The organism is Clostridium sp. C8-1-8 (assembly GCF_009928445.1).
In the GTDB taxonomy this organism is placed as follows: Bacteria; Bacillota; Clostridia; order Clostridiales; family Clostridiaceae; genus Clostridium_AR.
Genome location: NZ_JAABNO010000047.1, coordinates 1 through 24,396, shown reverse-complemented (window position 1 = coordinate 24,396; position 24,396 = coordinate 1). Strand labels below are relative to the sequence as shown.

At 32.6% G+C, this 24,396-nt stretch carries 17 protein-coding genes; 13 read left to right on the top strand and 4 right to left on the bottom strand.

Translation table 11 applies throughout. From position 1 onward, the window contains the following. Window positions 1-262: 262 nt before the first annotated feature. The 9 genes from GXK57_RS25165 to GXK57_RS25125 all read left to right on the top strand — a co-directional run bounded on the left by GXK57_RS25165 (window position 263) and on the right by GXK57_RS25125 (window position 10,119). Window positions 263-1,453 (top strand): MFS transporter, encoded by a 1,191-nt coding sequence (locus GXK57_RS25165; protein ID WP_160680773.1) that lies wholly within the window; start codon window positions 263-265, stop codon window positions 1,451-1,453. Window positions 1,454-1,752: 299 nt separating this feature from the next. Then, window positions 1,753-3,120: an MATE family efflux transporter gene (locus GXK57_RS25160; protein WP_160680772.1), complete on the top strand. Its 1,368-nt coding sequence runs from the start codon at window positions 1,753-1,755 to the stop codon at window positions 3,118-3,120. Window positions 3,121-3,621: 501 nt separating this feature from the next. Next, window positions 3,622-4,050 carry a MerR family transcriptional regulator gene (locus tag GXK57_RS25155; protein WP_160680771.1) on the top strand — a complete coding sequence of 143 codons (429 nt, stop codon included), beginning with the start codon at window positions 3,622-3,624 and terminating at the stop codon, window positions 4,048-4,050. Window positions 4,051-4,091: 41 nt separating this feature from the next. Continuing rightward, entirely contained in the window at window positions 4,092-4,412 is a 321-nt protein-coding gene (locus tag GXK57_RS25150; protein WP_160680770.1) for a hypothetical protein, read from the top strand. A gap of 171 nt (window positions 4,413-4,583) precedes the next feature. Further along, complete coding sequence (locus tag GXK57_RS25145) at window positions 4,584-5,258, top strand: response regulator transcription factor (protein WP_160680769.1); 675 nt, start codon at window positions 4,584-4,586, stop codon at window positions 5,256-5,258. Beyond that, the gene (locus GXK57_RS25140; protein ID WP_160680768.1) at window positions 5,255-6,262 is read left to right on the top strand and encodes a sensor histidine kinase; all 1,008 of its coding nucleotides are present in this window, start codon (window positions 5,255-5,257) and stop codon (window positions 6,260-6,262) included. Before GXK57_RS25145 ends, GXK57_RS25140 begins: the two co-directional genes overlap by 4 nt. Before the next feature lie 335 nt (window positions 6,263-6,597). Beyond that, window positions 6,598-7,368, top strand: coding sequence for an ABC transporter ATP-binding protein (locus GXK57_RS25135; RefSeq protein ID WP_160680767.1), 771 nt, complete (start codon window positions 6,598-6,600; stop codon window positions 7,366-7,368). Beyond that, entirely contained in the window at window positions 7,355-9,271 is a 1,917-nt protein-coding gene (locus tag GXK57_RS25130) for an ABC transporter permease (RefSeq protein WP_160680766.1), read from the top strand. Before GXK57_RS25135 ends, GXK57_RS25130 begins: the two co-directional genes overlap by 14 nt. 83 nt (window positions 9,272-9,354) lie before the next feature. Beyond that, window positions 9,355-10,119, top strand: coding sequence for an exodeoxyribonuclease III (locus tag GXK57_RS25125; RefSeq protein WP_160680765.1), 765 nt, complete (start codon window positions 9,355-9,357; stop codon window positions 10,117-10,119). Window positions 10,120-10,311: 192 nt separating this feature from the next. On the opposite strand, the gene GXK57_RS25120 is transcribed toward GXK57_RS25125, so the two are convergent. The 3 genes from GXK57_RS25120 to GXK57_RS25110 form a co-directional block, all read right to left on the bottom strand. After that, a complete protein-coding gene (locus GXK57_RS25120; RefSeq protein ID WP_160680764.1) occupies window positions 10,312-12,165 on the bottom strand; it encodes a multicopper oxidase domain-containing protein in 1,854 nt (617 codons plus the stop codon). Window positions 12,166-12,502: 337 nt separating this feature from the next. After that, window positions 12,503-13,735, bottom strand: coding sequence for an FprA family A-type flavoprotein (locus tag GXK57_RS25115; RefSeq protein ID WP_160680763.1), 1,233 nt, complete (start codon window positions 13,733-13,735; stop codon window positions 12,503-12,505). A 95-nt stretch (window positions 13,736-13,830) separates the two neighbouring features. Continuing rightward, a complete protein-coding gene (locus GXK57_RS25110; RefSeq protein WP_160680762.1) occupies window positions 13,831-14,538 on the bottom strand; it encodes a Crp/Fnr family transcriptional regulator in 708 nt (235 codons plus the stop codon). Window positions 14,539-15,197: 659 nt separating this feature from the next. On the opposite strand from GXK57_RS25110, the gene gltB reads away from it, so the two are divergent. Continuing rightward, on the top strand, window positions 15,198-19,733 hold the full coding sequence (gene gltB / locus GXK57_RS25105; protein ID WP_160680761.1) for a glutamate synthase large subunit: 4,536 nt from the start codon (window positions 15,198-15,200) through the stop codon (window positions 19,731-19,733). Between the two features lie 18 nt (window positions 19,734-19,751). Continuing rightward, window positions 19,752-21,236 (top strand): glutamate synthase subunit beta, encoded by a 1,485-nt coding sequence (locus tag GXK57_RS25100; RefSeq protein ID WP_160680760.1) that lies wholly within the window; start codon window positions 19,752-19,754, stop codon window positions 21,234-21,236. 186 nt (window positions 21,237-21,422) lie between these two features. On the opposite strand, the gene GXK57_RS25095 is transcribed toward GXK57_RS25100, so the two are convergent. Then, on the bottom strand, window positions 21,423-21,773 hold the full coding sequence (locus tag GXK57_RS25095) for a DUF2085 domain-containing protein (protein ID WP_160680774.1): 351 nt from the start codon (window positions 21,771-21,773) through the stop codon (window positions 21,423-21,425). Between the two features lie 400 nt (window positions 21,774-22,173). On the opposite strand from GXK57_RS25095, the gene GXK57_RS25090 reads away from it, so the two are divergent. Continuing rightward, window positions 22,174-23,133, top strand: a complete 960-nt coding sequence (locus GXK57_RS25090; protein WP_160680759.1) for an AraC family transcriptional regulator — start codon at window positions 22,174-22,176, stop codon at window positions 23,131-23,133. Window positions 23,134-23,375: 242 nt separating this feature from the next. Next, complete coding sequence (locus GXK57_RS25085; protein WP_160680758.1) at window positions 23,376-24,290, top strand: hypothetical protein; 915 nt, start codon at window positions 23,376-23,378, stop codon at window positions 24,288-24,290. Window positions 24,291-24,396: the final 106 nt, after the last annotated feature.

The window sequence follows — 24,396 nt, the reverse complement described above, 5'->3', positions numbered from 1 at the left end:
AGCCATTCCATCTGAAAAAATCATTTAATTCTAATAGCTCGCTCATATAGCATCTCCTTCTTAACCACTTAATTTCAACAATATTATTAAACATAGTCAAACTTTAAGTTAAATAAAACTATTTTAAACTACTTATGGGTTCTAGCTTCAACTATTAAGTTATGTATAAAAAAAATCCCAGTAATACGCTACTTTTTTACATGCATAACTTAAGTTTTTGTAATGAAACCATATAGTAAACTAAAGAAAATTGGAGGATTGTATGGGGAAAAATAAATACTTTAAGACCGCGCTTGGGATATATATAAGTTATGGGATGCTTGGAATGATTCTTATTCTGCTTTCATCAAACTTAGCTTTTTTAACTAAGCAATTCAATACTGATGCAGCAGGGATAAGTTTTCTTATATCAGCAGAAGGTATAGTTCGTTCTGCTACATTATATATTGCAGGGAGACTATCAGATAAATATGGAAGAAAGAAGTTCTTATGCTTAGCACCATTGGCAATGATAGTGTTTTTAGTGGGGATACCTTTATCTCCAAGCTATGAGCTGGCTATAGTATTTTCAGCCTTTGCAGGGATAGCACATGCATTTATGGATGCTGCAAGTTACCCTACACTTATGGAATGCTTTCCTAAGACCCCTGGTACTGCTAATGTTTTAATTAAGGCATTTATAGCCACAGGAGGTGCACTACTTCCTTTCATAATAGCTTTTTTTGTAGAAAGAAATATGTTTTATGGAAACACCTTCTTTTTAATAGCTATAATCCTGTTCATCAATGGATTGTTTATAATGGGAAGAAAATTTCCAGATAAGACCGAGATAGCAGCTTCAAATAAGGAAGTACAGGAAAATAATAATATAGTTTCAGAACCTGTTTTTAGAAAGGAAGGAATAGCAGTAATTATAATTGGGTTTACTTCAAATTCAATATATACAGCTTTCCAAATGTGGATGCCAACTTTCGGACAGAAGATGCTTGGTCTAAGCCAGTTGACCTCTTTAAAGTTCATAACTTATTATAGTTTAGGAGCTATTATATCTGTATTTATTTTGGCAAAGCTTTTGCAAAATACCATCAAGCCAGTATTAGTTACAGTTGTATATCCTATAATTGGAATAATAATGCTTATATTACTACTAGTCTTTAAGACAACAACCATTGCTATTATAAGTTTTACTCTAGCAGGTTTTTCCTCAGCCGGGGTTCTTCAAATGGCCCAAACTACTATGGGGGAGTTGTTCTGGAAAAGTAAAGGAGCTATGATAGCTTTAGTATCTACAGCCAGTGGTATAGCAGCAGCGGTGATACCAGCTTCCACAGGGCTTATATTAAGACATTTTGGTATAGTAGCAGTATTTTACTTCCTACTAATTATATATATGATTGGGATAATAGCATCAATTATTGCAAAATCAAGATATGATAAGGTGTATGGAAGATAATAGTGTGAAATATAACCTTATATATGAAAATAACCATAGGAACAACAATAAATGAAAAGTTATATAATTAATAAGCAAGGAAGGCACAGCTATACTGTAAAATATGGCTATGCCTTTTTGTTTGTATTTTACAATAAATTTGATAATATTATAGATGTGATATAGAGTTTCTAACTCAACGTTTAATTTATATATGCTTAAAAAAACAGAACCAGAAGTTTTTTGATAAGTATAAATTAAGTTTGGATATATACTTTTTACTTAGGAAATTCTAAAAAATTAAAATGGAGATTAGTGTTATGACAAAAGATATGACTTCAGGAAGCCCAACGAAGCTTCTCATTCAATTTTCTATCCCATTACTTATAGGTAATTTATTTCAACAGCTTTACAGTATGGTGGATAGCATCGTGGTAGGAAAGGAGATAGGAGTTAATGCCTTAGCGGCAGTTGGTTCTACTGGATCCATTAGTTTTATGATTATAGGTTTTATAACTGGACTAGCCAATGGTTTTGGGATTTTAGTGGCACAAAGATTTGGTGCTGGAGACAAGAGTGGTGTAAAAAAGGTAGTTGCTATGTCAGTTTATCTTTCTATACTGATAGCAGTAGTAGTAACAACCTTAAGTCTTATTGGCTCTAAGCCCCTATTGAGGTTGCTAAATACCCCTAAAGATATAATAGACGATGCAAACATCTATATAAGCATAATTTATGCTGGCATTGTAGCAACTGTATTTTATAATCTACTTTCAGCAATTTTAAGAGCCTTTGGCAATAGTAAGACAACTTTATATGTGATGATTATTTCTTCCTTAGTAAACATAGTTTTAAACATTACCCTTGTTATAGGCTTTAAACTAGGGGTTGCTGGATCAGCTATTTCAACAGTAATAGCTCAAGTTTTATCATGCATTCTTTGCTATAGTGTAGTTCGAAAATATGATGAACTAAAGATGAAAAAGGAAGATTGGAAGATAGACTTATCGGTGTGTAAAAGATTATTTATATTGGGAATCCCAGCAGCACTACAGAATTCAGTCACTGCAGTTGGTGGAATGATATTACAAACTCTTGTAAATGGTTTTGGAGCAGTGTATGTAGCTGGATATACTGCGGCTATGAAGATAATGGCCCTGGCTGAACAACCTGGTGTAACCTTTGGGTTTGCAATGTCCACTTTTACTGGACAAAACCTTGGGGCTAAACAATACAATAGAATAAAACTAGGAATTAGAAAATGCATAAAGATATCAACTACAGTTAACATAGTAATAAGCTTGATTTTGTTTTTCTTTAATAAACAAATAGTAGGGTTATTCGTACCATCAAACGAAGTAGAAATCTTTAAAGTTTCAGGACAGTTTTTAATAGTTATGTCACTTCTTATATGGAATCTAGGGTTACTTTTTATATACCGCTCAGCGTTACAAGGTATGGGAAATACCATGATTCCTATGGTTTCAGGTATACTGGAATTAGCTATAAGACTTTCAGTGGCTATGATCTTACCTATATATCTTGGATTTCTAGGAATATGCATTGCAGAAGTTGCTGCTTGGGTAGGTGCGGAGGTTCTGCTTATGATTGCTTACTATATCTCAATAGCTAAATACAAAGATTCAAGAGTAAGTGATAAAGTGCAAGAACTTAGGGCGTCTCAGTAAAAAGTATGAAGACTGTATTATAGCTATATATGGTAAATAGAAAAAATAAAATTATGTCGCTGAAGGCTGCCTCAGCGACATAATTTTATTCCTTTAAAATATACAACTTTAAGCACTAGCATTGGGATAAGGATTTTATTTCTATATATGAATGTATTAAAAAAATGTGGGTGAATTTATTTTAGTTTATGATTGGAATAATTAATGAAAAACTTTAAGTCCTCTTTTGCATTACAAAGATTATTGGTGTTTATTAAATTAGGGAGATGGATAAATCCTACTGTAAAAGTAGTAACAACATTTATTGAATACATAGCAATAGATCACTAAAATATGTACTTCAATAGATTTCGGATGGAAGTGTTACATCTTAAGTAAAGGCTTGTGTTGTAAAAGTTAGTAATGTTTGCTAAAAATATCTTGACATTGAGGTGGCTCTAGGTTTTATAGTAAAGCTAAGAACAGCGCAATTGAGGTCGTATAGAAATAGTGGAGGATATTATGGATATTGGTGAGTTTGCAAAAAGTACTGGTATAAGTATCGACACCTTGAGGTATTACGATAAGCTAGGCGTATTAACCCCTAAAAGAATTAAAACTAGGAGAGATTATGGTAAATTAGATATTGAAAAGGCTTTTGCAATCGTAAAACTAAAGAAACTCAATTTCTCGTTAGAGGAAATAAAAGCACTTTTTAAACTTGAGGAAGATATAGAAGCTTCTCAAGAGAGCTCAACTAGTGGAAAAGAACTTAATTATGGAAATGTAGAGGCATTGATTAGATGTATTAAGATAGTTGAAGAAAAGTATAAGGAAATAGAGAAACAAGAAGAGGAGCTAAGACAAGTAAAATCATCATTAAGCAAAATGATAGGCAAAGCCAATAAACTAATAAATGTTAAATATGAAGATGAGATGAGACATAGCTAAGAAAAGTAATTTAGAATCTAATATAAAGGGGAAGATTATATATGGATTTTATTTTTAAAGTGTTAATTATTATTTATGGTGGTTTAGATATTATAGCAGGAGTAGCTAGTTTGAAGCATAAGAAAAGTTCTAGGTTAGGATCAATAATTATGATGTTAGCAGGGGGTATGCTTATTGGCTTAGGTTTTATAAGAGCTAATAGAAGTATAAACATTACAGCTCTTTTTGTGGGACTTATTCTTACTCATATAGCAGCTGTTTTAAATGGTATTAAAATGTATGGAAAAATAAATAAGTTACATCATATAGTTAGGCTGATAATTTCTATAGGTATAATAAGTTTATATTTTGGGATAAAATAAAGTATATAAACTTATCGCTAATACACTAATAAGCTAATTCATAAAGACAGGCTTTAAAAGAGCGCTATAGTAATAAATTTGTCAAAAGGTCGCATTAGCGGCTTTTTTCATATATAATTTTATAAGAGAATACAAATATTTCTATATATGTTGTTTTAGTTAGGAGAAAATATGTACAAGATAATGATTATAGAGGATGAAGAAAAAATAAGAGATATAGTTAAGGATTCTTTGAAAAAGTGGGGCTTTGAAGTTTATTGTGTTGAGGAATTCAGCACAGTTATGGAGCAGTTCACACAGGTAGCTCCAAGTCTAGTACTTATGGATATAAATCTTCCAGTATTTGATGGTTTTCATTGGTGCAATCAGATAAGAAGCATATCTAAGGTCCCAGTTTTATTTTTATCTTCAAGAAATACCAATATGGATATTGTTATGGCTGTTAATATGGGAGGAGATGACTATATAACAAAACCTTTTTCAATGGAAGTATTAATAGCGAAGATAAATGCAATCCTAAGAAGAACTTATTCTTATTCTGATACTTCTATGGATGTAATCAATCATAATGGGGTTATGCTTTCACTTAAAGATAATATTTTATATTATGAAAACCAAAGCATAGAGCTAACAAAAAACGAATTTAAGATACTTTATATACTTATGAAAAATAATGAGAGAATAGTGAGCAGAGAGAGGATAATGCAAGAACTATGGGAAGATGAAAGCTTCATTGACGATAATACCTTAACGGTTAATATAAATAGGCTTAGAAAAAAAATAAGGGAAATGGGACTTGAGGATTATATAAAAACCGTAAAGAACCAAGGGTACATAATAAAATGAGTTTCTACAAATATATAAAAGAAAACTTAAGCATATTGATTTTTTACCTTATCCTTATAACTTTTATTTCAGCATCTATATATCTTGATAGAAGCAATAGAATGTTACCTTCCAATGCCATATATATATTAGTTGTGTCGATGATAATGTTGATATTTTTCTTAATATATGACTATATTAAAAAAAATGAAAGTATTAAAAAGTTAAAGGGAATACAGTCCTCAGAAGATAAAACACCTATATTTGCCGAAGCCAGTGAATATAAGGACGAACTATACCAATTAATTATATCTGATTTGTATAATGGATATGTTGATTCCTTGAGAAAGATTGAAGATCAGTTTATGGAGAACAGTGAGTTCTTGATAAGCTGGGTACACGAGATAAAAACTCCAATTACAACTACTAAACTTATCTTAGAAAGTGGTGATTTTACTGAACAATCTACTGTTAGTTCGTTAAAAGAGGAGCTTAATAAGATAGATGATTATGTTGAGAAGGTTCTATATTATTCAAGAAGTAATGATTTTTCAAAAGATTATGTAATAAAAGAGGTTGCTTTAAACAGTATTATTAAGGAAAGCATAAAGAAGCATTCTATAATTTTTATAAGAAAGCATATTAGCTTTTCAAGTACCATAGATGATAAGTTAGCAGTAGACAGTGATAAAAAGTGGTTAAGCTTTATCATAGATCAGATAATATCAAATTCTTTGAAATATACTAGTAATGGTGGAAAAATAAGCTTTAATGCTTCAAAAAATGAGAAGGAAGTAATACTTACAATAGAAGATAATGGAATAGGAATAAAAAAGGAAGATTTAGAAAGGATATTCTCCAAATCCTTCACTGGAAATAATGGTAGGGATACTAACCTAAAAGCTACTGGTATGGGCTTATACCTATCTAAAAAGCTTGCAAAAAAGTTAGGCCATTATTTAACCGTTGAATCGGAATATGGAAAGGGAACAAAGCTTCATGTGCACTTTCCACGTTACATATAGATGTACCGCTTCATAATAGAAGTTATATTTTCAAAAATTCATCTCAGAACCCAGAGGAGTTTTGAAAATAGTTTTCGGATTGAAGTGGTACATCTTTATACTAATATTACAAAAATGTAAGTTTTGAAAACAAAATGTAAGCTGAAGAAATGGCTGAGCATTTTGTTTTTTTATATAATTTAATCATAGGATGTGAGGTTGATACTTAATAAATGTCTAGTAGGAATAAATATTTGGTTGCTTATTAGACGCAAAATTAGCTTTTATTATTAGACTCACATTTATTAAAGAGTATAGATATAGTGCACTGGTAAAATAAATTTGGAGGTATTGGTATGGAAGTATTAAATATAAGAAATTTGAAAAAGGTTTATGGATCAAGATTTGGTGGAGTAAAGTATACAGCTTTAGATAATATAGATTTAAAGATAAATCAAGGTGAGTTCGTTGGAATAATGGGGCCATCTGGCTCAGGAAAGACAACTTTTTTAAATGTTATATCCACTATAGATAAACCTACTTCAGGAAGTGTTTTTATAGATGGAAAAGATGTAACTAAGCTTAGAGAACCACATTTATCTCAGTTTAGAAGAGAAAAGCTAGGGTTTATATTTCAAGACTTTAACCTTTTAGACAACATGACTCTAAAGGAAAACATAGTGCTTCCTTTAGCATTATCAAAAACACCTTATAATACAATAGAGCAAAGACTAAGTGATATAACAAAAAAACTTGGAATTAGTGAAATCTTAAATAAACATCCTTATGAAGTATCAGGAGGGCAAAAACAAAGAGCGGCAGCAGCGAGAGCTATTATATCTAATCCGTCCTTGATTCTTGGAGATGAGCCAACAGGAGCACTAGATTCCAAATCTTCAAAGGAGCTTTTAGGAGCATTACAAAATTTAAATGATAACAATAATGCAACTATACTTATGGTAACTCATGATAGTTTTGCAGCTTCTTATTGTAAGAGGGTTATTTTTATAAAAGATGGTAAGTTGTTTAATGAGATATATAAAGGAGATATGAGCAGAAAGGATTTTTATCAGAGAATATTAAAGATTCTTTCTGTAATAGGAGGTGATTCTGATGACATTGGTTAATATCACAACAAGAAATATAAAAAGTAATTTTAAAAGCTATTGGTCATATTTCTTGAGCCTTTCCTTTAGTATATTTTCTGTATATCTCTTTATGTCTATTTTATATAGTAAATATATACAGGACGAGCTTGGTGAAATGAAGAAGTTTATGATACTGTTCAATATTGGGGCAGTAATGATTATTATGTTTTCAGCCTTCTTTATATGGTACTCAAATTCTTTCTTTGTAAAGTCTAGAAAGAAGGAGTTTGCAACCTATATGCTCTTAGGTATGTCTAAGAATCAAGTTGCGAGGGTAAATTTTTATGAGAATACTTTTATTACCTTGGCAGGATTAATTACTGGTATTTCACTAGGATTGATTTTTAGTAAGTTTTTTATAATGTTATTATTTTATATGATTAAAACCTCAGCGGTGGTACCTTTTCAGTGGAATGTTAAGGCAGTAATGCAATCACTTAAGATATTTGTGATTATATATATAATTATTTCATTACATGGTTCTATTATAGTTAGAAAAAGCAGTCTAATAGATTTATTCAACGCTTCCAAAAAAGTAGAGAAGGGACTTAAAGTATCTGCTATAACCTTACTTTTTGCAGTGGTTTCAATTGTATGCTTGTATTTTGGCTATAATATGGCAATAAAGCAATTAGGAAGTAATCTATTAAAAGCTCCTATAGTAGTACTATTGGTAGTAGTAGGAACTATATTATTCTTTACTTCAGCTACAACTTTTCTAATTTATGCGAACAAGAAAAATGAAAAGAGTCTGTTTAAAGGAACAAAACTAATTTCTACCTCTCAATTGTATTTTAGATATAGAGGTAATGTGGGAACTCTAAGCATTATAGCAATCAGTATTACAGTAGCACTTTGTGCTTTAGTTACTTGTGTAGGCTCTTATACAAAAACAGAAGAAAACTCAAGGTATATGAGACCATTTTCTATAGAGTATTTTAGAACAAAGGACGAGAATAAAACTTTTAATAGTATATTAAATAAGCACAAGGAAGTAAGCGTAAAATTCTCAGATAGTATTGATATCGTAAAAGTTACTGCTAAAGATCCATTAGTGAATAAGGATTCAAATTTCTATGTCATAGGTGAAAGCGAGTTCAATAAACTGAATAAACAACAGAAGCTTGATAGAAGAGCGAATCTAAAGGATGAAAATGACTGCTATTTCATACAAATACAAAGCTTTGCCGCAAACGAAGCAGCTCTTAATAAAGTCGTTAATATTAATATAAATGATAAGAGCTACAATCTAAAAGTGACAGCATCGGATATAAAACCATTTTTAGCTTTAGATCATTTTACTCAAACTTTTGTTGTCAAAGATAATGTATATGATTCAATAAAATTAAATTCTGATCAAGCAAATATAAGTAAATTAGATGGATATATGTTAGAGGATGACTTTAAAGCCGAAAGCTTCATAAATGATTTATCAAAGAATTTGCCTAAAGAAAGTGGTATGTTGACTTTTTACGACCATTACAAAGATGGGTTAAAGCTTTTAGGAATGATGGCCTTTATAGGTTTATTTATTGGAGCTTTATTTATAATGGCTACAGGAAGTATAATATACTTCAAGATGGTTATGGAAGCAAGAGAAGATAAAGAAAAATTTATAACTCTAAGTAAAATTGGTGTAAGCAATAAGGAAATAAAAACTGCAGTTGCCAAGGAGTTAGGCCTACTTTTTGGAGCGCCTTTCCTAGTAGCCGTTGCTAATTCATTACCTGCGACTATAGCATTAGGTAAAATGCTCTCATTAAAGTTAATGAGTAGTTTCTTAATAATAGCTTCTATATATGCTGTAATCTATTGTATATATTACTTTGTTACTTTAAATACTTATACTAAAGTTGTTAGAGATAGCAATTTATCATATTAAGCATTGAAATAGGGAATAAAGTATAATATTATATAAATAATAATTATTATTGTTTATAATTTATTCCCTAAGGAGATGATGTTTTGAAAATATATTCTTGGAATGTTAATGGGCTTAGAGCTATCATGAAAAAAGAATTCCTAGGCTTTATAGAAAATGATTCACCAGATATTCTATGTATACAGGAGACTAAACTGCAGGAGGCTACTTTAGACGATGCAGCAAGAAATATACAAGGGTACCACTCATATTTCTCTTTTGCTGAAAAGAAGGGATACAGTGGTGTAGCTACATATACTAAGGTTGAACCAATAAGCGTAAGTCACGGTATAGGCATCGAAGAGTTTGATAGTGAAGGAAGAATCTTAATAACTGAGTTTGAGAAGTTTACTTTATTGAATATTTATTTCCCAAATGGACAGCAGAACGAACAAAGATTGGATTATAAGATGAGATTTTATGATGCCATACTTGAGTACTGTAATGATAAGGTAAAGGATGGCAAAAAGCTTATAATTTGTGGAGATTATAATACTGCTCATACGCCTATGGACATTAAAAACGCTAAGGCAAATGAAAAGACCTCAGGGTTTTTACCTATGGAAAGAGAGTGGATGGACAAATTTATAGCTAATGGGTATACTGATACTTTCAGACATCTGAATCAAGAAACAATAAAATATTCTTGGTGGAGTTATAAGTTTAAGGCAAGAGAAAGAAATACAGGTTGGAGAATAGACTATCATTTTGTATCAAATAATCTTCTAGATGAAGTTGCTGGAGCAGAGATATTGAATGAGGTTTATGGTTCAGACCACTGTCCTGTTGTAATAGAGTTGAAGGACTAAAACTATTGGCTTTGTTAAAGTACTATGTTGAAATTAAGCATAGCCAAACTATTAAAAATAAAAATGTAACGCCTATAAGATTTTACTCATATATACTGGAAAAGGCATACGCTCAAAAAATCGCCGAAGAAGGTTAGCTTCGGCGATTTTTTGCTGTATAAGACATGGCTTAAATTTTATATTTACTTTATATTAAATAGGAAATAGGTTGTAGCTTGGGATTATCTCTTTTTTATTTGTTGAGGAGGACCATTGTAAGGCTATCTTGCCCTTTGAGTTTCCAACGTAGGTTATCTCTATATCATAAAAACTATCTTTTTCAAAGTCAATCATATCAAAAGCATAAGGCGAGGAGTAATAATCCTTCACAGTCAATACCTCTTTTCCATTTATCTTAACTGTGGCATTGCCTATGCAGAATAACTGCAGTTTATACCTTTGAGGAGTTGATGCTTTTATCTTTCCAGTCCACTTAACTGAAAATTCTTTCTCTAAGTCCTGTGGTTTGTCATAAGACCAATCAAAACTTATTCTTTCATCCAATCTTTTTAGTATAACATCATCAAAGTCTTTATCTCCATAATAGCTTCCAAGTAGACCTCCAGTTTCAGGAGCATCTATTTGAATATAGGTAAGCTGTCCGCCTGGATAGGTTCCATCATTAGTTACCTTATAGTCATCATGGTTGTGCATAGGATAAAATTGTGGGAAGAAGTTAATGTTTGGACTATCCTTTGGTTCATCGCAGATTTCTATATAATTTACAGTTTTTATATTGTTCACATCTACAGGTTCAGTAGGAATATTAGCTATAACTGAAGGATCTGATCTTTGAAGAGTATGGAACTGACTACATATTGAAGGTATAGAATTCTGACCACGGACTATATACTTTCTATATATAGGACTCTTGTTCTCTGCATTTATTAGAAGATCATAGGTTTCTCCTGAACCTATGGTACAAGTGAAGCCCATTTCTGTTATAGGATGTTCCATATGATCCATACAATCCATTGGAGTTGAAGTTGAGTTCATTTCTAAGAATGGACTTATATGAGAGTCCTTACCGATGACTTTAAAGTGCCAGCCGTGAATATGCCAAGGAATCACTTGATAGCTTATATTAATCATTCTTAGTAAGAAGTCTTCTCCAGTTTTAACATGGACATAGGACTCATAATTAATTTGTGATAAGTCTTCATCGCTACCTTTTGTAGCCGTCTGAGGATGTGGAAGTAATGAATATGGGAATGGTCTTCCGTTAACAAGCCAAAAGTTAGGTTTGTAGTTAACTGGATTAAAAGGTGTTCCAGCTAAGATACTATCATGCCAAGCTTGATCTATGTCGGATAAAAGCATAATATACTCTCTGTTGAAGAAAGAGTGAATGTTGTTGTAAGCAAAGTTTCTATTTGTTGCAGTAGAAGGTATAGAAGGAACGTATTCTCCGTTGTTATACCATCTTCCACATTTGTCTTTTTTGATGCCGTTCATAGCTAGGCTTTCATATGAAGGGTATATTACAAGAGCACCATACATACCCATCTGAACATGTTCTGAGGCTTCTTGATGACAATGGTACATAAGAGTGCCAGGATGTTCAGGGCAGAAGTAATAAGTTAAGGTGTCAGGTTTGTTTTTACCAGTAAACTCCCACATAGGTACGCCTACAGACATTTCTGGAAAACCGTCTATCTGAGTAGCTACATGAGCGCCATGCATATGCACGGTATGAGGATCCATTATATCTACATATTTCATTCCAAGATTTATTAAGGTTACATATATTTTGTCGCCTACGTCACCCCAGATAATAGGAGAGGGGAGGGATGCAGAGCCTTTTAAACCATATAAGTAATTACAATTAGAAGACTTATGCCAATCTAAATTTTCGTTAACTACCTTATCATCAACTTTGTATAAACCACCTACAAAACCATAGATTAGAACCTCCACTTCTGTGGCAGGGTCTGGTGGAAGATCTGGTGTTGTAGGAAGCTTTGTCTTTCCATCAGTAGCCAGTAAAACGTAATGTCTTACAGCCATAAAAATCATCCTTTCATATACAAAATAATTTCAAAGTTTGTACATTGGTATATTATATGGCGTAATATGTAAAAGGTTGAAGAAAAATAGAGTGTATTAAATAAAGAATGCTGAAGAATTATTCTTCAGCATTCTTGGGTGAAAGCTCCAATCAACAAAAAGGGTGAAGGAACTTTGCAGGTTACTAAGTTTTTCATTGTAGAGAGAGAATAACATAGTTTAATTTATTTTAGGCCATATATGTGCATTACTTCATACTATAATTTATATTTTCATATTATCTTCTCAAAAACCAGAGGAGCTTTGAAAATAAATATGGGATTGAAGTAGTAGATCTTTATATGGCGTTAAGAGCAAGGCTTCCTATATATTCACAAGCTCTTTCTAACCCTTTAAGAGCTTCATCTTTTGCTGAGAACCTTACTCTTATAGGGAAATTTACATCAGACATACCAGTGGATTTAATTACAGTTGAAGTCTCAAGAACTTTTGCGTTAGTCTCTAGTAGATAGTCTTGTATAACTTCTATAGCTTCACCACTCCAACCATAAGAACCAAAGGCTGCTACAAGTTTATTGGATAAGTCCATAGCTTTTAACTCTTTTAGTATGTCTTCTAAAGATCCTATCATATCGCCGTATCTTGTGGAACTTCCAAAAAGAATTATGTCTGAATTACTTATTTTTGTAAGTACTTCTTCTTTTGAAGTTTTATTTACATCAATAGCTGTTGAAGATATCCCTTCAGCATCAAGATATTCAACTATGTTTTGAGATAATCTTTTAGTGTTACTTGTCATTGTTGAGTATATTATAGCTGCTGATTTGTTGGTGCTAGTGTTTCTGCTAAGGTCATCATAAAGAGCTATGTATTTGTTTATTTCAGATCTTAAAACAAAGCCATGAGAAGGTGCGATGATCTGAATGTCTAAATCTTTTATCTTGTTTATCATATATTGAACATGCTTTCTATGAGGATGCATGATTAGAGTATAATAAACTTTAAAGTCTTCAAATATATCGAACTTAGCTAGATCGCTAAATACCTCAGTGTTTGCAATATGGGTACTAAATATATCGCATGGAAACAAAATTTTATCTTCTATACAGTAAGTTATCATGGTTTCTTCAGTGTGTAGATAAGGGGTTTCTAAGAACAATAAAGTTTTTCCACCTATGTCAAGTTTATCTCCATCTCTAACTACTAAGAAGTTTCTATTATGAAGTTTGTACATTTCTTTAAGTTCTTCCACTGCTTTATCTGTACAAACTATTGTGGCATTTTTAGCTTGTGCTGCTAGACTTCCAAGTCCTCCGGAATGGTCCGGTTCTGTGTGATTTATAACAATGTATTGTATCTTCAGTAAGTCAATAGTTGCTTTTAAGCTATCTACGAATTCTTTACCAAAGCTTATGTCTACAGTATCTATTATTGTTGGCTTGTCAGTGTTTAGTAGATAACTATTGTAAGTTGTACCTTTAGTCAATGTAAGTCTATGAAAAGGAACGTCTCTATCATCTACCTTAGCTATGCTATAAATATTTTCTGCTATTTTTATTTTATTTATCATAATTAAGCCTCCTAGAATTTATATCAAATATGTTTTTCTTTTCTATGGCTTAATTATATGAGTATTAAATTATAAAAAATATGATTCAAATCAAATTATAAAAAATCATTTAATTTATTGGAATCCTTTATTATTAAGGTCTTATTTCCGATAAGTGAGATAGCTCCTGAGTCTTGTAGCTTAGTAAGTTTTCTGCTTATGGTTTCTCTTGTAACTCCTATATAATTTGCCATATCTTCTCTATTCATTGGGAGATTGACCTCGATACCTAAATCAGTATTGTGGCCAAACTTTTCTCCAAATTCTGCTATGAGGCTGGCAACTCTTATGTCTGCATCATTTGTAGCTAAGTTTTGTGCGAGATTTTCAGCTTCCATAAGTCTTTTCGATACTTCAGTTAATATTTTTATTGAAATTTCAGGATTCTCCAAAAGTATTGAATTCATGCTTTCCTTACTTAAGGAACATATTTTAACCGAAGAAAGTGCATAAGCTGAAAAGTTATATTTGTCTTTTTCATTAAATATGCTTAATTCTCCAAAAAAGTCTCCAGAAGATAGTACTCTTATAATCTGCTCTTTTCCTTCTTTGGTTACCTTTGTAAGTTTTACCTGTCCTTGATTTATTATTACTAAGGCATTAGAGTAATCTCCTTCTATACAAATTGCTTCACCTTTGTTAAAGCTAAGGTGATTTATCTTAGAAACTACTTTAGCTAAATGATCTCTATTAAGAGAAGAAAATATAGGAACCTTGCTGGCGCAAAGTTTTGTTTTACAACTTTCACATTGAATTTTATTCAAAATTAACACTCCTTAATCGTAGTATTTTATCTATAATATAATACTTTTAGAGTTCCTAACTCAACTATTAATTTATACCTACACGAAAATCCCAAGAATCCTGGACTTTCAAACATGCATGGATTAAGTTTTCTTAATGGAATCCTATAAGTTCAAATCTTAAGTATCATTTTAGATTAAGTTACGTATATTGTAATAAAAAGTGAAACTTGCTTAATATTTTATTGCATATTTTGAATATTTCTTCATAAAAATTAATTAATATATTGATTTTTTTGACACTTTAGTGATATTATTATTTCACAATATAAAATAAAAAAATTAAGGTAGTGTTAAAAAATATAAAACAAAAATGTGGAAGATATCTTTTTAGTGAAAAAATATTAATAATCTATAAAGTAATTGGTACTTTTGTAAACATATTAATATTTTATTATTAAATTGAAGCCGCTTAAAGTATAAAACTATCTTCAAAAGTTCTTTGTATTCCTAAGTAAAGTCTTTGAAGATATGAAGATATAAGGTACATTAGGAAGTCGTAGCTCTGAAAAAGTATATGCTATAAGAGGTACAGACCTCTATGCATATCATAAAAATTAGCTACAGACATACAACAAATTTATAAATATACTAAAAGTAATATTAAAGGGGGACTGGCTATGTTTTGTAACTTTCCGAAAGAGCAAGGGATGTATGATCCGAGTTTTGAAAAAGATGCCTGTGGTATTGGGGCGATAGCACACATCAAAGGTAAAAAGAATCATGCTATTGTAAAAGATGCATTAGACATTCTTGTAAAGTTGGAGCACAGAGGGGGCGCTGGTGCTGATCCAAACGTTGGAGACGGAGCAGGAATATTGATTCAGGTATCACACAGTTTTTTTAAAAGAGTATGTGATTTTGAACTACCTAAGGAAGGGCATTACGCTGTAGGAATGTTCTTCTTATCACAAAATAAAGAAAACCAAGAAAAAGCAAAGGCGCTTTTTGAAAATATTGTTCTTAATGAAGGGCATTGCTTTTTGGGATGGAGACAAGTTCCTGTTAATCCAGAGGATTTAGGGGAAGCATCTAGAGAAGCAATGCCTTTTATAATGCAAGGATTTGTAGCTTCTAATAGTGAGAATTTTGATTCAAAGACTTTTGAAAGAGAGCTTTATGTAATCAGAAGATTATTTGAAAAAGAGGCTGTAGAGGCATATGTTGCTAGTCTTTCCTCAAAAACCTTAGTATATAAAGGTATGCTTACTGCACTTCAAGTTGAAAAGTTTTACCCAGACCTACAAAGTGAGTATATGGATACAGCTATTGCCCTTGTTCACTCAAGATTTAGTACAAACACTTTCCCAAGCTGGGAAAGAGCACATCCAAATAGATACATCATCCATAATGGTGAGATAAACACCATAAGAGGTAATGTTAATTGGATGAATGCAAGAGAATCTGACTACAAATCTGAGGTTTTTGGAGAAGAGCTAAATAAGGTTCTTCCTGTAATAAATAAAAATGGTTCAGACTCATCAATGCTGGACAATACTATAGAATTTTTATATATGAACGGAAGAGAGCTTCCACATATAATGATGATGCTTATACCAGAACCATGGAGTAAAAACCATGATATGGACAAAGAAAAGAGAGCTTTCTATGAATATAACTCCACAATGATGGAGCCTTGGGATGGACCAGCAGCTATAGCTTTTACTGATGGAGAAATTCTAGGAGCTACTTTAGATAGAAACGGACTTAGACCTTCAAGATATTATGTAACAAAGGATGATTATCTAATTTTGTCTTCAGAAGTTGGAGTTATGAATGTAGATAGTGACAATGTGAAGTATAAAGGAAGATTAACTCCAGGAAGAATGCTTCTTGTAGATACAGTAAATGGACAGCTTATAGATGATAGTGATTTAAAGAAAAACTATTCAACCCTAAAGCCTTATGGTTCATGGGTTAAGAACAACCTATTGAAGCTAAGAGAAATTCCTTGTAATGATTTTTCAGAAGAGAAAGTATCGGAAGAAAAGCTAGCAAGACTTCAAAAAGCTTTTGGATATAGCTATGAAGATGTAACTTCAACTATAACACCAATGTGCTTAAATGGAGATGATCCATTAGCATCTATGGGAATAGATACTCCATTAGCAGTATTAAGTGATAGACCACAGCTTTTATATAATTATTTCAAGCAATTATTTGCTCAAGTTACTAATCCTCCTATAGATGCAATAAGAGAGGAAATAGTAACTTCAGTAAGAGTATATCTTGGTGCAGAGTCAAATATTCTCTCTGAAGGAGAAGAAAACTGCAGAAGATTAAAACTAGACAATCCAATATTATCAAACAATGACTTTAATAAAGTACTTTCGCTTAAGGATGATGGCTTTAAGAATATAGTTATACCTATGGTGTTTTCTAAGAGCAAAGCAGAGTTATCGCTTGGAAAGGCTTTAGACGCAATATTAGAAAAGGCTGACAAGGCTATAGAAGAAGGAACAACTATAATTGTGCTTTCTGATAAGATGGTTGATGAGAACAATGTTCCAATACCTGCATTACTTGCAGTTTCAGCTCTACATCATCATTTGGTGGAAAAGGCTAAGAGGACAAAAGTCAGTATAGTTGTAGAATCAGGAGAACCTAGAGAAATACATCATTTTGCATTATTATTAGGCTTTGGAGCCAATGCTATAAATCCTTATATGGTTTATGAATCTATAAGAAATTTAGCTGAGGAGCAAGAAATAGACTTAAGTTATGACAAAGCAGTTTATAACTATAATAAAGGTGCATTAAAGGGTATTGTAAAAGTAATATCAAAGATGGGCATATCTACAATTCAGTCCTACAATGGAGCACAGATTTTTGAAGCAATAGGAATAGCTAAAGAGGTTATCGATAAATACTTTACACTAACTCCATCAAGAATAGGCGGAATAGATTTGTCTGACATCGAAAAGGAAGCTGTGTTAAGACATACACAGGGATTTGATAGAAGACTTATAGATTTCACCTTAGATTCTGAAGGAAGTCATAAGTTTAGAAGCAATAAGGAAGAGCATTTATATAATCCTCTAACAATCCATAAGCTTCAAAACGCTTGTAAAACTGGAAGTTACGATGAATTTAAAGAGTATACTTCTTTGATAAGCAACGAGAAAAATAATCTTACTCTTAGAAGTCTTTTGGATTTGAAGTTAGACAATGAACCTATTTCTGTAGATGAAGTTGAATCTGTAGAATCAATAGTTAAAAGATTTAAAACAGGTGCTATGTCTTACGGTTCAATAAGTAAAGAAGCTCATGAATGTTTAGCTATAGCAATGAATAGAATCGGTGGAAGATCTAACACCGGTGAAGGTGGAGAAGAGAGAGAAAGATTTGTAGTTGATGAAAACGGAGACTTAAGATCTTCAGCTATAAAGCAAATAGCCTCAGGTAGATTTGGAGTTACTTCTGAATATCTTGTGGATGCAAGAGAAATTCAGATAAAGATGGCACAAGGAGCGAAGCCAGGAGAAGGTGGACAGCTTCCTGCAACAAAGGTATATCCTTGGGTAGCTAAGGCAAGACACTCAACTACTGGAGTTGGTTTAATATCGCCACCACCACATCATGATATATACTCAATCGAGGATTTAGCTGAGCTTATATATGATCTTAAAAATGTAAATTCAAAAGCTAGAGTAAGCGTAAAGCTTGTATCAGAGGCTGGAGTTGGTACTGTTGCAGCTGGAGTAGCAAAGGGTGGAGCTGATGTAATACTAATAAGTGGATACGATGGAGGAACTGGTGCATCACCAAGAACTTCTATAAAACATGCAGGGTTACCTTGGGAGCTTGGACTTGCTGAAGTGCATCAAACTCTTATATTAAATGGCTTAAGGGAAAGAGTAGCCATAGAAACAGATGGAAAGCTTATGTCAGGAAAAGATGTTGCTATTGCAGCACTTTTAGGTGCAGAAGAGTTTGGGTTTGCTACAGCACCATTGGTAGTTATGGGCTGCGTAATGATGAGAGTATGTAATCTAGACACTTGTCCTGTAGGTATAGCAACTCAAAACGAAGAGCTTAGAAAGAGATTTAAAGGTAAACCAGAACATGTTATAAACTTCATGTACTTTATAGCACAAGAGCTTAGAGAATATATGGCTAGACTTGGCTTTAGAACAATAGATGAAATGGTAGGACGTACTGATAAACTGGTACAAAAGTCTGTAGGAGGCTGGAAGTCTAAAAAGGTAGACTTATCTAGACTTCTATATAATCCAGAGATTCCACACGATAAGATATATAAATATAAAGAAAGCTATGATCATAAATTATACAATGTTATAGATTCAAAGGTATTAGTTCCTAATGCATTAGAAGCCTTAGAGGGAAGAGGTAAAGCTAAGCTTGAAGTTAAGGTTGGCAATACTGATAGAGTATTTGGAACAATCTTAGGAAGTGAGATAACTAAGAGATATGGAGAAGTAGGACTTCCAGAGGATACTATTTGGGTAAGGACAACTGGTGCAGGAGGGCAAAGCTTTGGAGCATTTATTCCTAAGGGACTTACTTTAGAACTTGAAGGAGATGCTAATGACTATATTGGCAAAGGTCTTTCTGGTGGAAAAATCATAGTATATGAAGCAAAAGAGTCAGCTTTGAAGCCTACTGAAAATATACTTGTTGGTAATGTAGCGTTATATGGAGCTACTAGTGGTAAGGCCTTTATAAAGGGAGTTGCAGGTGAGAGATTCTGTGTAAGAAACTCAGGAGCAACAGCTGTAGTTGAAGGGGTAGGAGATCATGGTTGTGAGTATATGACTGGTGGAACAGTTGTTATCTTAGGGCCTGTAGGAAGAAATTTTGCTGCTGGTATGTCTGGTGGAGTAGTTTATATTTTAGATGAAGATGGAGCAAAGAGAAAAAATATAAATGAAAGTATGGTTTATGTAGAAGAATTAGATGCTTCAGATGAAAGTAACTTACTCGAGCTTTTACAAGAGCATGAAAAGTATACTGCTTCAGAGGAAGCTAAGAAGGTAACTTCAAGCTTTGAGGAATATAAGAAAGCCTTTATAAAAGTAATGCCAAAGGATTACAAGAATATAATCACTTTAATTAAAGAGTATGTGGCTTCTGGCTCTTCCAAGGAAGACGCAGAGAGAATGGCCTTTGATGTAATAAAAGGAGTAAGAAAGTAGGAAAGAGGAGGGGTAATAATGGGAAAGCCAACAGGTTTTTTAGAATATGATAGGAAAGTTTCGGCAAAGAAAAAACCAAAGGAAAGATTAAAAGATTACAATGAGTTTGTAACTCCTCTTTCCAAAGAGGAACAACAAGTACAAGGTTCAAGGTGCATGGACTGTGGCATACCGTTTTGTCAGTCTGGAATAATGATAAACGGAATGGTATCTGGATGTCCAGTTAATAACCTTATACCTGAATGGAACGATCTGATATATAAAGGTGATTGGAAAAAAGCTGTGGAAAGGCTGCTTAAGACAAATAATTTTCCAGAATTCACAGGGAGAGTATGTCCAGCACCATGTGAATCAGCATGTACTGCAGGAATTAACGGACCAGCAATATCTATTAAAGAAAATGAACGCTCTATTATTGAAAGAGCCTTTGAAGAGGGGCTTATAAAAGCTAATCCACCAAAAGTAAGACTGGACAAAACTGTTGCGATAATTGGTTCAGGTCCAGCTGGACTTGCTTGTGCAGATCAGCTTAATAAGAGTGGGTATAATGTAACTGTATACGAAAAAAATGATAGAGTTGGCGGACTTCTGATGTATGGTATTCCAAATATGAAGCTAGATAAAGCTGTCATAGATAGAAGGGTTAATATCATGAAGGAAGAAGGAGTAAGCTTTATAACCAATGCAAATGTAGGAGAAAATATAGAGGCTAAAGAATTGTTAGAAAAGTATGACTCTGTAGTACTAGCTTGTGGTTCTTCCAACCCTAGAGACTTGAATGCGAAGGGAAGGGAGCTTAAGGGGATTCACTATGCAGTGGATTTCCTAAGAGCTACAACTAAGAGTTTACTAGATTCTAAACTAGAAGATAAAAACTATATTTCCGCTGAAGGTAAGGATGTTATAGTAATTGGTGGAGGAGATACAGGTACAGACTGCGTAGCTACTAGTTTAAGACATAACTGCAACTCCTTAGTGCAATTCGAGATAATGGGAAAATCACCAGAGCAAAGAACAGAAGCAAATCCATGGCCCCAATATCCTAGAATTCATAAGGTTGACTACGGTCAAGAAGAATATGCTGATTTATACGGCAAAGATCCAAGAGAGTTCTTAATTACAGTAAAGGAATTTATTGGAGATGAGGATGGGAACTTAGCAGCAGTAAAAACAGTGAACGTTAATTGGGAAAAGAACGAAAAAGGAGCCTTTATTCCAAAAGAAATTGAAGGGTCTGAGAAGGTATGGAAAGCAGACATGGTACTTCTTGCTATGGGTTTTGTGGGAGCTGAGAAGTATGTAGTAGACAGTTTTCAAGTAGAGACTGACGGTAGAACTAATGTAAAAGCTCAGTACGGAAAGTTCCAAACCAATGTAGAAAAAGTTTTCTCTTGTGGAGACATGAGAAGGGGACAAAGTTTAGTGGTGTGGGCTATAAACGAAGGTAGAGCTTGTGCAAGAGAAGTTGATAAGTTCTTAGCTGGTGAGACTACTCTGTTATAGAATAGAAGGATATAATGTAACACTCATATATATACAAAAATCGCTAGAAAAAACATTCTAGCGATTTTTGTTTTAGAAACTACTATTATACTTAATATGATAGCAAGTTTTTGATTTCATATATAATATGTACATAAAGGCTATATAAGCTTAGAATATTGATTTTTTATTGGACAAAAGCATGTATTATTTATGTCGTAATGAGTTCACTAGCAAATGATTTAAATATAGTCCATGCTTCCAGCCTAACAATATTGCTAAGCTAAGTATACATATAGTGGACATGCCTGCTAAAATGCCAGTAGCTAATCTTCTTATATTAGTGCTTTCACACTTCTGGAGATACTGGCCAGTTCCATCTATAGCAATTGGTAACATAAATAAAATTTCAAGAAAATAATTGCGGTGTGGTATTAAAATTAAATATAAAAATCCCAAAAAGTAACCTGCTAGTATTCCAGTGCAACGAGCACAAATAGGGAAATCCTTTCCTTTGTAAAAAAATGATCTCTCAGGTTTTTTATGGCATAGGAACATGTAATGTAATATAGTATCAGTAGCTTTACTCATTTTTATATTGAGTAACCAGCTGAATCAGCATGAGCACCTAAGATTATTGCTAGTACAAAAAATAGCACATATAGCAGAAACCAAGCAACTATTCCACAATGTTTACAATTATACCGTAAGTCACCATGTTTTTACAATAAAGTAGCTATATCTACTTATTATACAGATTGGCATTTGTTATATCTAATTTATTATATGGTTCTAATTTTACATAGAGTCATGATTAAATAGGTGTTATAATTATAAAATAGCATATTGCTAAGAATGAATATTTATATAATAACGAAACTTAAAAAATATATATTAGTAGTGAATATGGGGTTCAAAATAAATAATTGATTAGTTTATCTATATAGTGGAGGAAACTTTGAGGGAAGAGATTTATCAAAGGCTCATAGCCTTAACAGAAGAAGAAGAAAAGATATTAAACGGTGAAGAGTCAGTAAATAAAAGTTTATATACTGACAATGGTGAGTTTATAATAGATAGTAGAAAACTTCTTCAGGCCGGGGAACTTATTGATATTAGAAGGCATACTCGGTTTGTAGACTTTCCTAAACACAAACATAATTATATCGAGTTCAATTATGTTTATAAGGGAAAGTTAACACAGACTATTGATGATAAAGAAATTACTCTAAAGCAAGGAGAATTGATTTTTCTAAACCAATATATAACTCACGAGATAGAAGCATCTAATGAGGAAGACATAATAATAAATTTTATAATAAAACCAGAATTTTTTGATTACATAATAACCTTATTAGATGATGAGAATATAATAAGTAAGTTTCTACTCACTACCTTATATAAAGACTATAGTGAGGGAGAATATTTGTATTTTAAGGTAGCTGAAAAGAAGCATATTCAGGAGCTCGCAGAGAAAATAATAACTGAGCTTTATGAACCTTCCATCATGAGTAAAGCTACAATAAAGCTATTAGTGGGGTTATTATTAGTTGAGTTAGTAAAGAGGTCTAAGGACATTGAAACTTATTCAGCTAACAACTATGATAAGCTTTTGATTATTCAGAGTTTTAAATATATAGATAAGCATTATAAGGATGCAAACCTTTTTGAGATTTCAAAAAAGTTAAATCAGCCTCATTATAAGCTTAGTAAGCTTATTAAAAGACATACAAAAATGACTTTTAAGGAATTACTTCAACAGAAAAGGCTTAGTAAAGCAATAGAGCTTCTAAAGTTCACAGAGTATTCAATTGTAGAGATAATAGGTTTGATAGGTTATGAAAACCCCACATATTTCTATAAGATATTTAAAGAAAAGTATGGAGTTACTCCAAGGGAATATAGAGAGAACTCATAGTTATATTGATTATAAATATAAGTTAAACAATATATCAATTTTATTAACAAAAATACCACAGTAATTTCGCTGTGGTATTTTTGTTGTTAACGGCTACGGTTAGTTTGGTATGTTTTTTTAACATTTTAGTAAATTAATATACAATTGTATAAAGTAATAGTATACAATTCCACTTGTAAAAAACAGTGATGCAATAATTAGGTAACTATTGTATTGCTTAAAAAAATATAGGGGGAAGAGAAATGAGAAAGATAACTTCACTAAGAAAAATTTTAGCTTCACTTATGATTGGGCTGGCAGTTCTAGTTGTTAGTCAATTTAGTGTACAACCTGTAACTGCATTAGCTGCTTCAAGTCCAATAGTACGTAGTGATGAAGTACCAGGTGCATACACTGGAAATGGCCCATATTCTTATAGTACTTATAGTTTGCCAACTAGTTATTCAACTGGAGGTGCAACAGTATATTATCCAACTAGCTATAAAGCTAAAGCACCATTTTCAGCTTTAGTATATTGTCCTCCTTATACAGCAACACAAATAGCACTTGCGGCATGGGGACCATTTTTTGCTAGTCATGGTATTGTGTTAGTAACTTTCGATACAACTACAATCTATGATACAGTTGATTCTAGAGCTGCTCAGCAAAAAACAATTTTAAATACTTTAAAAGCAGAGAATACTCGTATGGGTAGTCCTCTTTATGGTAAATTAGCTACAGACAGAATTGGCGCTATGGGCTGGTCTATGGGAGGCGGAGCAACTTGGATAAATTCAGCAGAATATCCAGGATTAAAAACAGCTATGACTTTGGCAGGACATAACCTCAGTGCTATGGATATGAACTCTAGAGGAGTAAATACTAAATGTCCAACACTAATAATGAATGGTGCTATGGATATGACTTACTTAGGTGGTATGGGCCAATCAATTGGAGTTTATAATAGTATACCAGTAGGAGTTCCTAAGATAATATATGAAGTCGCATCAGCAGACCACTTTAGTTGGACAACACCTGCTTATGCTAGTCCTAATGTGGCAGTTATATCACTAGCTTTCCAAAAAACATATTTAGATGGTGATACACGTTGGGCTAAGTATATAACAAGACCAAGTATAAACGTTGCAACATGGCAAACCTCAAGTCTTAAAAACTAGGCTCTGTTAAAGCACCGTGTTGAAATTAAGCGGTCAGTCATCCGATGCTTTGATGAGCTTGCGCAAAGAATTAATATGATTTTGTCATATTCCATGGCTAAAACTG